This window comes from Bordetella genomosp. 9, assembly GCF_002261425.1.
In the GTDB taxonomy this organism is placed as follows: Bacteria; Pseudomonadota; Gammaproteobacteria; order Burkholderiales; family Burkholderiaceae_B; genus Bordetella_C.
In genome coordinates, this window is record NZ_NEVJ01000001.1 from 518,787 (window position 1) to 531,537 (window position 12,751).

Here is a 12,751-nt window from a genome sequence, read left to right on the forward strand (position 1 = left end):
TTGTCATGTCCGAACGACAGCCGGGACGGAAGACCGAAGCGAATCCGGGAGCGGACCGCGCCCCGGTCCTCAGCGCACCGCGTTGATGGCGTCGCGCAGGTCCTTGGCGGCCGCGCCCGCGGCTTCCCGCCAATCCTTGCCGCCCGACGCGTACAGGATGGCCCGGGACGAACTGATCAACATGCCCGTCCCGTGCGCATTGCGCGCATTGGTCACCGTGGCCGTCACGTCGCCACCCTGCGCGCCTATGCCCGGTATCAGCACCGGGACGGCATCGCCCACGCGCTGGCGTACCGCCGCAAGCTCGTTGGGATAGGTGGCGCCCACCACCAGGCCGCATTGGCCGTGGCTATTCCATTTGTCCGCGACCAGGCCGGCCACGTGCAGGTATAGCGGTTCGCCTTCTTCCGTTTTCAGGAACTGCAGGTCCGAGCCGCCGGGGTTGGAGGTGCGGCACAGGACGAACACGCCGCGATCGGTCCAGCGCAGATAGGGGTCGACCGAATCCAGGCCCATGTACGGACTGACGGTCACGCAATGCGCGTTGTAGCGCTCGAACGCCTCGCGTGCGTACTGTTCCGCGGTCGAGCCGATATCGCCGCGCTTGGCGTCCAGCACGATGGCATGGTCCGGATGCCGTTCGCGGATATGCGCGCATAGCGCCTCCAGCTGGTCTTCCGCCCGTGCGGCGGCGAAATACGCGATCTGCGGTTTGAAACTGCAGGCGTAGGGCGCCGTCGCGTCGACGATGTCGCGGCAGAAACGGAAGATGGCGTCGGGTTCCCCGTCCAGTTCATGGGGCAGGCGCTGCACGTCCGGATCCAGGCCGACCGTCAGCAGCGAGCCGGAGGTCTCCCAGGCGGCGTCGAGTTTTTCTTTGAAATTCATCGTCAGTGGAAGGTTGCGCGTCGGTGAACCGCGCCAGTGTACCGCTTGCCTAAGCGGCCGCGTCCTTCAGAGCAGGAAGCGGCCGATCGCCACGGCGGCCCAGATCGCCACCGTGAAGATCAGGCAGAGCAGCACCGCGGCGCTGCCCAGGTCCTTGGCGCGTCCCAGCAGCGGGTGCATTTCCACCGACAGCGCATCGGCCAGGGCCTCGATGGCGGAATTCAGCAGTTCGGTCACCAGCACCATGGTGACCGACATGATGAGAATGAAGACTTCCAGCACGGACCGGCCCAGCCAGAAGGCGGCCGGGATCAGCAGGATGGCCAGGGCGAGTTCCTGGCGGAACGCCGCTTCGTAGCGGATCGCCGCGCGCAGCCCCTGCATGGAGTAGCGCAGCGCGTTGAAGATGCGGCGCATGCCGCCGGTGCTTTTGTAGGGCGAGTGCTGCGGTGTAGGCGTCATGGCGGATAGGTTGGACCGGCGGAGAGGGCGACCGCCGCAATGATAAGCAGAAACCCTAATTGTTTCATCATGCCGTGGCGCGCAGTATGCGGTCAATTGGTAAGGCCACTTGACCGATCAGCCGCATGCCGTTTCACGCCATTGAACCCCGGCGACTGTACCGCCAGATCGCGGACCAGTTGCGGGCCCTGATAGAGCGGGGCGAATTTCCCGTGGGGACCCGCCTGCCTCCGGAACGCGACCTGGCGCTGAAAATGGGCGTTTCGCGGCCGTCGGTGCGCGAAGCCCTGATCGCCCTGGAAGTCGAAGGCCTGGTCGAAGTGCGGATGGGTTCCGGCATCTACGTCCGGGCGCGCGGCGACGGCGCGGCAGGCGGCAGCGTGGTGGCGGAAAGTCCGCTGGACACCATACTGGCGCGGCAGTTGATCGAAGGCGAACTGGCGGCGCAGGCCGCGCGCGTGATGAAGGCGCCGGATATCGCCGGCCTGCGCCAGGCGCTGGACGTCATGCGCGAGGAAGCCGGCTCCGGCAATATCCCCGCGCGCGGCGACCGCCTGTTCCATGTGCGCATCGCCGCCGCCACCGAGAATTCGGTGCTGCTGCGGCTGGTGGGCGAGCTTTACGACGAGCGCCACAATCCGCTGGCGGTGCAGCTGGGCAGTCATTTCGAGAACGCGGAAAGCTGGGAAGCGGCCATCGCCGAACACGAACGGGTGGTCGACGCGATCGCGGCTGGCGACGCCGCGGCCGCGCGCGCGGCCATGCGTGACCACATGGCCAGGTCGCACGATCGCTTCACCGCGCAATGGTCGGCGGCGGATGGTGGGGCAGGCAAACTCAAGGCGGTATCCGGAACCATGGGCGAAGCGTAGCCATCGCCCCCGAAGGAGACACAATGAAAGTCGCGAGCGAGGCGCCGGCGTACCGGCGGCAAGGGAAGCGGCGGGAAATGCGGCGAGCAGGGCCGCAACGAGGACCGCAACGAGGCCGGCAAGGAAGGCTGCAGGGGCGGCCGGCATGAGCATCGCCTGCCGCATCCACGGCGCCCGCGACCTGCGGCTGGAGCCGGACGATCCCGCGCCGCTGGCGCCCCATGACGTCGAGCTGCGCCTGGGCGCGGCCGGCATCTGCGGTTCCGACCTGCATTACTTCCTGCATGGCCGGGTCGGCGCTTTCGTCATCCGCGAGCCGTTGATCCCCGGCCACGAGGCCTCCGGCGTCGTCACGCGCGTCGGCGACGCGGTGACCCGCGTCGCGCCGGGCATGAAGGTGGCCATCAACCCTTCGCATCCCTGCGGGCGCTGCGACTACTGCCGCGCCGGCCGCGACAACCTGTGCAGCAACATGCGTTTCCTGGGCAGCGCCAGCGTCTATCCCCACGTGCAGGGCATGTTCCGCGAGCGTTTCGTGATGGGCGAGCGGCAACTGACGCCGGTGCCCGAAGACATTACGCTGGGTGAACTGGCCTGTGCCGAGCCCCTGTCCATCGGCCTGCACGGCGTGCGCCGCGCGGGTGAAATGATGGGCCGCACGGTGCTCGTGACCGGCGGCGGCACCATAGGCTGCATGACGGTGATCGCCGCGCGCCTGGCGGGCGCCGCCCGCATCATCGTGTGCGACATCGCCGATCGTCCGCTGGACATGGCCCGCGCCGTCGGCGCCGACGCCACGGTGCGCAGCGATACGGCCGACGCCGGCGAGCTGGCGGACGTGGCCGACATCGCCATCGAAGCCGCCGGCAGCCCCGCGGCCCTGGCAACCTGCCTGGCCGCCACGCGGCGCGGCGGGCGCATCGTGCAGGTGGGCACGCTGCCGGCCGACGGCCTGCATTTCCCGGCCAACAGCATCATGGCCCGCGAACTCGACTACGTCGGCGCCTTTCGCGCCGGCCCCGAATTCGATTGGGCCGTCGCTTATCTACGCGCGCGCAAGGTCGACGTCCGGCCCTTGATGAGCGCGCAATTGCCGCTGGACCAGGCCGTCGCGGCCTTTGAACTGGCGGCCGACCGGACCCGCAGTACCAAGGTGCAACTCGTATGTGAATGATGTTCCATTGAACCGACAGGCGGCGCCGCAGAGCGCATCGACGTCCTGCAAGAAAGAGGAGACACGACATGAAGCAAGGCCAGGCAGCCAGACTACTGTTCGCCGCGCTGGCGCTCGCCGTATCGGCGGGCGCGACCGCGCAGACCAAGCTGAAATGGGCGCACGTCTACGAGACGTCGGAACCTTTCCACACGGAATCCGTGTGGGCCGCCCAGGAAATCGAGAAACGCACCAACGGCCGCTATCACATCGATGTCTACCCCGCGTCGCAACTGGGCAAGGAAAACGATATCAACCAGGGCCTGACGCTGGGCACCGTGGATATGATCATCTCCGGCTCCAGCTTTGCCGCCAAGTCGTTTCCGCGCATCGGCGTCACCTACTATCCCTATACCTTCCGCGACCCGCAGCACCTGCTCGCCTATACCAAGAGCGACATCTACAAGGAATTGGTCGAGGGCTACGAGAAAAAGACCAACAACCATATCGTCGCGACCACCTACTACGGCACGCGGCAGACGACGTCCAACCGGCGCATCCAGAAGTGCTCGGACATGCAGGGGCTGAAGATGCGCGTGCCCGACGTGCCGGCCTACCTGGCGATGCCGCGCGCCTGCGGCGCCAATACGTCGCCGATCGCCTTCGCCGAGGTCTACCTGGCCTTGCAGAACGGCACGGTCGAGGCCCAGGAAAATCCGCTGACCACGATCGAGGCCAAGAAGTTCTACGAAGTGCAGAAGTACATCGCGCTGACCGGCCACATCGTCGACCACCTGAACACCATCATCTCCGGCCAGTTGTGGAAGAAGCTGTCACCCGAGGACCGCCAGATCTTCTCGGACGTGTCGCAGCAGGCCGCCGAACGCGCGTCCATGCAGATCATCGCGCGCGAAAAGGAGCTCGTGGACGAGTTCAAGAAGAAAGGCATCACGGTGGACACCGTGAACGTGGCCGACTTCCGCCAGACGGTGCTGGACAAGGTGCCGTTCAAGCAATACGGCTATGAGAAATCCGACTGGGAAAAAATCCAGGCCGTGAAGTGAGCGGAGGAAACGCCATGGCCACCGATGCACATGTTTCACCCGTCGGCGTAGCGCCGCAACAGGCGGCGCAGCATGCGTCGTCCGTGGAATCCATCGTCTCCAGTTTCGAGGAGGCCGATCACCAGGACGCCGACCTGTCAGGCCATACTTTCGAGGACTGGCTGTGCCTGGCGATTTTCTGGCTCATGGCGCTGCTGGTGTTCCTGCAGTTCTTCACGCGCTACGTGCTGAACGATTCCTTCGCCTGGACCGAGGAGCTCGCCACCTACTGCCTGATCGGGGTGGTGTTCATCGGGGCGGCGATGTGCGTGCGCACCTGCCGCCACATCCAGGTCGATCTGCTGTACCGCTTCCTGCCGCATGCATTGGGCAGGGTGCTGTCCACGCTGATCGACGTGGTCCGCACGGCGTTCTTCGCTTACGTCTGCTGGCTGGTCTGGCGCTATATCCAGCTGGTCGGCGACGAGCCGATGACCACCATCGAATGGAATAAATCCTATGTCTACTGGCTGGCCCTGCTCGGTTTCGCGCTGATGGCCGTCCGGTCTCTGCAAGTCACGATCGTTAACTGGCGGCAAGGCTATTCCAATCTGGAACGCCCCGACGCCTACGACAAACTCGACTGAGCCGCTGGCGCGAACAAGGGGCTGGACAATGTGGATATTGATCTGTGCTTTCCTGCTGATGATGATCATCGGCATGCCTGTGGCGGTGTCCATGGCGGGCGCCTCCCTGCTTTACCTGCTGGTCTCCGGCGACGTGCCGGACGTGGTGGTCGCGCAGCGCATGATCGCCGGCGTGGAGTCCTTCCCGCTGCTGGCCGTGCCCTTCTTCATCCTGGCCGGCAACCTGATGAACATCGCGGGGATCACGGGGCGCATCTATAACTTCGCGGTGGCGCTGGTGGGGTGGATGCGGGGCGGCCTGGGCCATGTGAACATCATCGGCTCGGTGATCTTCGCGGGCATGTCCGGCACCGCCATCGCCGACGCGGCCGGGCTGGGCACCATCGAGATCAAGGCCATGAAGGATCATGGCTACAAGACCGAGTTCGCGGTCGGCGTGACGGCCGCGTCGGCCACGCTGGGGCCGATCATTCCGCCGTCGCTGCCCTTCGTCATCTACGGCATGATGGCCAATGTCTCGATCGGCTCGCTGTTCCTGGCCGGCGTGGTGCCGGGCGCGGTGCTGACGGTGCTGATGATGTTCACCGTCGCCTACTACGCGCGCCGGAACGGCTGGGGCGGCGACGTCGGCTTCGATCTGCGCCGCCTGGGCGGAGCCGCGCTGGAAGTGGTGATCGTGCTGGCGTTCCCGTTCTCCATCTGGCTGATGACCCGTTACGGCGTGGCGACGAACTGGGCCGCCCTCATCGCCTTCGTGGTGCTGCTGGCGCTGGACTGGCGCTTCAATTTCTCCGCGGTCATGGCCCTGATGGCGCCGGTCATCCTGATCGGCGGCATGACGCTGGGCTGGTTCACGCCCACCGAAGCGGCGGTGGCCGCCGTGGTATGGGCCTTGTTCCTGGGCCTGGTGCGCTATCGCAGCATGACCCTGCGCCTGCTGGCCAAGGCCACTTTCGAGACCATCGAGACGACGGCATCGGTGTTGTTCATCGTGACGGCGGCTTCGGTATTCGCCTGGCTGCTGACGACGACGCAGGCGGCGCAGGCCCTGACCGATGCCATACTCAGCGTGACGCAGAGCAAGTGGGTCTTCCTGATGCTGGCCAATGTGTTGATCCTGGTGGTGGGTTGCTTCATCGACACCATCGCGGCGATCACCATCCTGGTTCCCATCCTGCTGCCCATCGTGCTGAAGCTGGGCATCGACCCGATCCATTTCGGCCTCATCATGACCTTGAACCTGATGATCGGCCTGTTGCACCCGCCCCTGGGCATGGTGCTGTTCGTGCTGGCGCGTGTGGCGCGGCTGTCCGTGGAACGGACCACCATGGCGATCCTGCCCTGGCTGGTGCCGCTGTTCCTGGCGCTGATCGCCATCACCTACGTGCCGCAGATTACGTTGTGGTTGCCGCATGCATTGGGCATGGGCAACTGATTCCACTGGAGGCGGTAGCAACATCATGGGTCAGCGATTGGCGGGTAAGTCGGCGTTCGTGACGGCGGCGGGGCAGGGCATAGGCAGGGCAACGGCGGAAGCCTTCCTGCGCGAGGGCGCGCGCGTGATTGCCGCCGATATCAATCCGACGGGATTGAGCGCGCTGGCGGAACTGCCCAATTGCACCGTGCTGGAGCTGGACGTCACCGATGCGCGGGCGGTCGAGCGCGCGGTGGCCGACGCCGGCCACGTGGACGTCCTGTTCAATGGCGCGGGCTATGTCCACGCCGGCGGCATCCTCGACGCGAAGGACGAAGACCTGAGCTTCGCCTTCGAGCTGAACGTGCGGGCGATGATGCGCCTGATCCGGGGATTCCTGCCGGGCATGGTCGCCAAAGGGTCGGGTTCCATCATCAACATGGCGTCGGTGGCCGGCAGCGTGAAGGCCGTGCCCAATCGCTTCGTCTACAGCACCACCAAGGCCGCCGTGGTGGGACTGACCAAGTCCGTCGCCCTGGACTTCGTCGGCAAGGGCGTGCGCTGCAACGCGATCTGCCCGGGCACGGTGGAGTCGCCGTCCCTGCGCGACCGGATCGACGCGCAGGCCCGCCAGAACGGGCAGTCGCCGCAGGAAGTCGAAGCCGCCTTCGTGGCGCGCCAGCCGATGGGCCGCCTGGGCCGCGCCGAGGAAATCGCCGCGCTCGCCGTCTACCTGGCCAGCGACGAGTCCGCCTTCACGACCGGCACGACGCAGATTATCGACGGGGGGTGGAGTAATTGAGGTCCCCCCCGAAGCGCTGCGCGCTTCCCCCCCAGGGGGGCGACGCTGGCGGACCGGGGGACCCGGATCCGCGGCGTCTTCGATTGCGGCTGGCGGTGTGCTTCTTTAGCGGCGGCGGGGGCGCGGTGTGGGGTGGGGGGTATCGTTTCGTGCGACGATTGGGGGTTGGCCTGGGTCTGGCCGTTGCCTTGGCCTTGGCTGTCACTGAATTCATACGAGAGGGAATGCAATGAAGTTGCTTCGTTATGGCGCCAAGGGCGCTGAAAAGCCGGCCATGCTGGACCGCGATGGGAAGGTGCGGGACCTGTCCGGCGTGGTGCCGGACATCACCGCGGATCTGCTGACGCCGCAGGGCCTGGCGCCGCTGGCCAAGGTGGATCCGGCCAGCCTGCCGCTGGTGGCCGAGCCGGGGCGGATTGCGCCGCCGTGGCGTGGCATGGGCAAGTTCGTGTGCATCGGGCTGAACTATGCGGACCATGCGGCCGAGTCGGGCTTGCCGATCCCGGCCGAGCCGGTGGTGTTCATGAAGCCGACCAGTTGCGTCATTGGACCCAACGATCCGGTGGTGTTGCCGCAGGATTCGGTCAAGGGCGACTGGGAAGTGGAGCTGGGCGTGGTCATCGGCGCACGGGCGCGCTATGTGTCGGAAGCCGATGCGTTGAAGCACGTGGCCGGCTATTGCATCGTCAACGACGTGTCCGAACGCGAATACCAGATCGAGCGCGGCGGCACCTGGGACAAGGGCAAGGGCTGCGATACCTTCGGACCGGTCGGTCCCTGGCTGGTCACGCCCGACGAAATCGGCGATCCGCAGAACCTGGCGATGTGGCTGGACGTGAACGGCAAGCGCATGCAGACCGGCAGCACGCGCACCATGATCTTCAACGTGGCACAGGTGGTCAGCTATGTCAGCCGCTTCATGACGCTGTATCCCGGCGACCTGATCAGCACCGGCACGCCGCCGGGCGTGGGCCTGGGCATGAAGCCGCCGGTGTACCTGAAGGCCGGCGACAGGATGCGCCTGGGCATCGACGGATTGGGCGAGCAGCAGCAGCCCGTGCATGCCTGGAATCCGGAGCTTATCGACGGCTGATATGCCTGCGCCGCGACGTCACGCGGCGCACATCGATACGGCGGACGCGCTGCGGGGCGCGGGTCCGACGCGCGCCGCAGGCGGAAAGTTGCGTGGCGGGGAGAGCATGAACATGAATGCAAGCGAAAATCCTGTCATCCGCATCCATGCGGCCGACAACGTCGTCATCGCGCGGCGGCAGCTCCTGGGCGGCACGCGCCTGCCCATGGAGGACGTGACCGTCGTCGGCCTGATCCCGCCGGGGCACAAGATCGCCGTGCGGGCCATTCCCGCCGGCGCGCCCGTGCGGCGCTATAACCAGATCATCGGCGTCGCGCGCCAGGACATCGCGGCCGGCCAGCACGTGCACACGCACAATCTGGAATTCAGCGATTTCCAGCGCGACTACGCCGCCGGCCGCGACGCCCATCCCACCGCCTACGTCGAAGCGCCCGCGACTTTCGATGGCATCGTGCGCGCGGACGGCCGCGTGGCCACCCGCAATTACATCGGCGTACTGACGTCGGTGAACTGTTCCGCCACCGTCGCGCGGGCCATCGCCGACCACTTCCGCCGCGACATCAATCCAGGCGCGCTGGCCGATTACCCCAACGTGGATGGCGTCGTGGCGCTGACGCACGGCGCGGGCTGCGCCACCAGCAGCGAAGGCGAACCGCTCAAGGTCCTGCGCCGCACGCTGGGCGGCTATGCGCGCCATCCCAATTTCGCCGGGCTGATGCTGGTCGGCCTGGGCTGCGAAACCAACCAGATCGGCGGCCTGATGGAGCAGGAGGGCCTGCAGCCCGGCCGGCAGTTGCAGACCTTCAACATCCAGGACACCGGCGGCACGCGCAAGACCGTGGCGCGCGGCATCGAGCTGGTGGAATGGATGCTGGAAGACGCCAACCGCGTCCAGCGCACGCCGGTGTCCGCCAGCCACATCACGGTGGGGCTGCAATGCGGCGGCTCGGACGGTTATTCCGGCATCAGCGCCAACCCGGCGCTGGGGGCCGCGGTGGATGTGCTGGTGCGGCACGGCGGCACCGCCATCCTGTCGGAAACCCCGGAAATCTATGGGGGCGAGCACCTGTTGACGCGCCGTGCCGTGTCGCCCGCCGTGGCGGAAAAGCTCGTCGCCAGGCTGCGGTGGTGGGAAGACTATTGCCGGCGCAACGACGCCGAGATGGACAACAACCCGTCGGCGGGCAACAAGGCCGGCGGCTTGACGACCATACTGGAAAAGTCGCTGGGCGCGATCGCCAAGAGCGGCACGACCAACCTGGTCGACGTGTACGAGTACGCGCAAGCCGTCACCGCGCGCGGCCTGGTCTTCATGGATACCCCCGGCTACGACCCGGTGTCCGCCACCGGCCAGGTCGCCGGCGGCGCGAACCTGATCTGCTTCACCACCGGGCGGGGCTCCGCCTATGGCTGCGCCCCCGCGCCATCCCTGAAGCTGTCCACCAATACCGCGCTGTGGGAGCGGCAGGAGGACGACATCGACATCGATTGCGGCGCCATCGTCGAAGGCCGGGCCACGGTGCAGGAGATGGGCGAACGCATTTTCCGCCTGATGCTGGATACGGCATCGGGCCGCGTGACCAAGAGCGAGGCGCACGGTTACGGGCAGAACGAGTTCGTGCCCTGGCAGCTGGGCGCGGTTATGTGAACATGATGGACGTGGAGACACCATGCGTTATTGCGATGCCGATGCGCTGATCGAATGGGGCGCGGCCTGCCTGCGCGCGCACGACGTACCGCCGGAAGACGCGCTGCTGGTCACGCGCAGCCTGGTGCAGACCAGCTTGTGGGGGATCGATTCGCACGGCATCGCGCGGCTGCCGCATTACCTGAACCGGCTCGCGCACGGGTCCATCCTGGCGCGGCCGGCGATCGCGGTACGGCGCACCGGGCCGGCCACCGCGCACGTGGACGGCGGCCAGGGCCTGGGCATCGTGGTGTCCCATCGTGCCAACGAGGCCGCGATGGAAATCGCGGCGGAAAGCGGCGTCGGCGCGGTCGGGATTTCCGATTCGTCGCACTGCGGCGCGATCGGGCTGTACACGCGCGTGGCGGCGCGCGCGGGGATGGTGGGCATCGGCTTCACCCATTCGGACGCCATCGCCGCGCCCTTCGGCGGGCATGTGCCGTTTCTCGGCACGAACCCGATCTCGATCGCTTTCCCGCGCGCGGGCGGCGAGCCGGTCTGCCTGGATATGGCGACCACGTCCATCCCGTGGAATCGGGTGATGAACGCGCGGCGTGAAGGCGCCGAGCTGCCGCCGGGCGTGGCGGTGGATGCGCACGGCGCCGACGCGCAGGATGCCGCGTCCGCGAACGCGCTGCGGCCGCTGGGCGGGCCATCCTATGGACACAAGGGGTATGCGCTGGCGTTGATGATCGACCTGCTGTGCGGGCCTTTGAACGGGAATCCGTTCGGGCCGCATATTTCGCCGATGTACGACAAGCTGGACATGCCGCGGCGCCTGGGGGCTTTCTTCATCGTCGTCGATCCGGCGCGGTTTCCCGGCGGCCCGGCGCTGGCCGCGACGGTCGAGCAGATGGCGCGTGAACTGGCGCGACAGCCCGGATCGCCGCGCATGCCGGGCGATCCGGAGCTCGACGCGGCGGCGCGCCGCGGGGCCGGAGGGATTCCTATCGAACCCGGCCTATGGAGTGAAATCAGCGCTTGGGGCGAACGGCTGCGGGTCGCCCTGCCGGTGGTGCGCGACGGGCGCTGAGTCGGCGCTGGCGCAGCGCCGCCGCCCGTCGCCGCGCGCTTACTGCACCGAAGCGCCCCACGCGAAAGGCTTGCCTTCCCACACCGTGAAGCCGTTCAGCCGCTTGCCGACGCCCCAGGGCTGGTTGCCGTTCGACAGCAGGATCAGCGGCGCCTGCGCCATCATCATGGCATGGAGCTTGTCGAAGATCGCCTGACGCTTCGCGGTATCCAGTTCCGAGAAGCTTTCGTCGATCAGGGCCAGGGCCTGCGGATCGTCCCAGACCTTGCGCGGCTGCTTATCCTTGTCGCCCGAGAACTGTTCATAGCTCAGCGCCGGATCCAGCCGCGACGAGTAGCTGAACGAACTGATCTGGTAGTTGCCCTTGTTGTACCGGTCCAGCTGCGTCGCCCATTCCAGCACTTCGATCTGCGCATTGATGCCCACGGCCTGCATCATGGCCTGCGCCATCACGGCCACCTGATAGCTGGGAACATGCGCCCGCTTGTTGGCGTAGATGACGATCTTCTCGCCCTTGTACCCGGCTTCCTTCAACAGCTTCTGCGCCAGCGCGGGATCGTAGTGATAGCTTTGCTCCTGCGCCTTGTCGTAGAAGGCGGAATCGCGCGCCACCGCGGATGCGTTGGGCGTGCCCAGGCCTTCCGTCGCGGCCTGGACGATCTGCGGGATGTCCAGCGAAGCGGCGATGGCCAGGCGCAGCTTGGGGTTCTTCAACACCGGATCGCGCGTCTGGAACAGCATCGTGTGCTTGGCCGAATCGGACGCGACCAGGATGCGGACCGCCTTCTGCGATTTCAGTTCGGGCACGTCGGTGTAGGGGATCTGCCCGGCATCGATCGCCCCGGACATCAACCCCGCCTTGACGGTGGACGCATCGGGCACGACCAGGAACTTCACTTCGTCCACCAGCGGCTTCTTGTTGCCGAGATAGCCGTCGCCCTTATCGCCCGGGGGCGACACGTAGTCCTTGAAGGCCTTGAGCACGATGTATTCGCCGCGCTTCCACTCGCCGAACATGAAGGGCCCGGTGCCGACGGGCTTGTCCCAGCTGCCGTTTGCCTTGACGGAGGCCTTGTTCAGGATCGCCGTCATGCCGCAATCCGTGCGCGCCAGCGTGTCCAGGAACACCGCGGACTTGTGGTTGAGCTTCATCACGAAGGTCCTGGCGTCGGGCGCGGAGACCTCTTCCACCTTGAGCCCGTTGCGGCCGTCGAACTCCGTGCGGCAGCGCCAGTCGGTGGCGGGGTCCATGTAGCGCTTCCAGCTCCACATGACGTCGGCGGACGTCATGGGTTCGCCATTGTGGAACTTGACGCCGTCACGCAGCGTGAACGTGTACGTCAGGCCATCGGCGGACACATCGATGGATTTGGCCAGCAGCGGTCCCACGGTGCCGTTGGCCCGATAGCCCGCGAGGCCCTCCACCATGTTCAGCACGACGCCGTCGGTGGTGTCGTCACGATTCACGCCGGGATTGCTCGACCGGATGTCGGCCGGCTCGGAAATCACATAGGAGGATGCCTGCGCGGATGCCGCGGCGGCGAGCAGCGCCAGGGCGACGGTGGCGCGGAATGTTGGGACGGACTTCACGAGCGCTTCTCCTCAGGCCGGTCACGGGGCTACGCTTTCCCGACGAAGCCCGGGGCGCACAGAAATG

12 protein-coding genes are annotated in these 12,751 nt (G+C 66.7%); 9 read left to right on the plus strand and 3 right to left on the minus strand.

The window, feature by feature from the left end; translation table 11 throughout:
* Window positions 1-69: 69 nt before the first annotated feature.
* Window positions 70-888: an orotidine-5'-phosphate decarboxylase gene (gene pyrF, locus CAL26_RS02295; protein WP_094845304.1), complete on the minus strand. Its 819-nt coding sequence runs from the start codon at window positions 886-888 to the stop codon at window positions 70-72.
* Window positions 889-954: 66 nt separating this feature from the next.
* A complete protein-coding gene (locus tag CAL26_RS02300; protein WP_086067646.1) occupies window positions 955-1,350 on the minus strand; it encodes a diacylglycerol kinase in 396 nt (131 codons plus the stop codon).
* Between the two features lie 125 nt (window positions 1,351-1,475).
* Between CAL26_RS02300 and CAL26_RS02305 the strand changes: the two genes are divergently transcribed.
* From CAL26_RS02305 to CAL26_RS02345, 9 genes are all read left to right on the plus strand, one after another.
* Window positions 1,476-2,222 carry a FadR/GntR family transcriptional regulator gene (locus CAL26_RS02305; RefSeq protein WP_094845305.1) on the plus strand — a complete coding sequence of 249 codons (747 nt, stop codon included), beginning with the start codon at window positions 1,476-1,478 and terminating at the stop codon, window positions 2,220-2,222.
* A gap of 145 nt (window positions 2,223-2,367) precedes the next feature.
* Window positions 2,368-3,396, plus strand: a complete 1,029-nt coding sequence (locus CAL26_RS02310; RefSeq protein WP_094845306.1) for an L-idonate 5-dehydrogenase — start codon at window positions 2,368-2,370, stop codon at window positions 3,394-3,396.
* 68 nt (window positions 3,397-3,464) lie between these two features.
* Window positions 3,465-4,439, plus strand: a complete 975-nt coding sequence (locus CAL26_RS02315) for a sialic acid TRAP transporter substrate-binding protein SiaP (protein WP_094845307.1) — start codon at window positions 3,465-3,467, stop codon at window positions 4,437-4,439.
* A gap of 14 nt (window positions 4,440-4,453) precedes the next feature.
* A complete protein-coding gene (locus tag CAL26_RS02320; protein ID WP_086063127.1) occupies window positions 4,454-5,065 on the plus strand; it encodes a TRAP transporter small permease in 612 nt (203 codons plus the stop codon).
* 28 nt (window positions 5,066-5,093) lie between these two features.
* Entirely contained in the window at window positions 5,094-6,500 is a 1,407-nt protein-coding gene (locus CAL26_RS02325) for a TRAP transporter large permease (RefSeq protein WP_094845308.1), read from the plus strand.
* A 25-nt stretch (window positions 6,501-6,525) separates the two neighbouring features.
* A complete protein-coding gene (locus tag CAL26_RS02330) occupies window positions 6,526-7,281 on the plus strand; it encodes an SDR family oxidoreductase (protein WP_094845309.1) in 756 nt (251 codons plus the stop codon).
* Between the two features lie 229 nt (window positions 7,282-7,510).
* Window positions 7,511-8,374 (plus strand): fumarylacetoacetate hydrolase family protein, encoded by an 864-nt coding sequence (locus CAL26_RS02335; protein WP_086063130.1) that lies wholly within the window; start codon window positions 7,511-7,513, stop codon window positions 8,372-8,374.
* A gap of 106 nt (window positions 8,375-8,480) precedes the next feature.
* Window positions 8,481-10,022 (plus strand): UxaA family hydrolase, encoded by a 1,542-nt coding sequence (locus CAL26_RS02340; protein ID WP_094845981.1) that lies wholly within the window; start codon window positions 8,481-8,483, stop codon window positions 10,020-10,022.
* Window positions 10,023-10,044: 22 nt separating this feature from the next.
* A complete protein-coding gene (locus tag CAL26_RS02345; protein ID WP_094845310.1) occupies window positions 10,045-11,094 on the plus strand; it encodes an Ldh family oxidoreductase in 1,050 nt (349 codons plus the stop codon).
* A 39-nt stretch (window positions 11,095-11,133) separates the two neighbouring features.
* Here the strand turns inward: CAL26_RS02345 and CAL26_RS02350 are convergent, their stop codons facing one another.
* Entirely contained in the window at window positions 11,134-12,684 is a 1,551-nt protein-coding gene (locus CAL26_RS02350; RefSeq protein ID WP_094845311.1) for an ABC transporter substrate-binding protein, read from the minus strand.
* Between the last annotated feature and the right edge of the window lie 67 nt (window positions 12,685-12,751).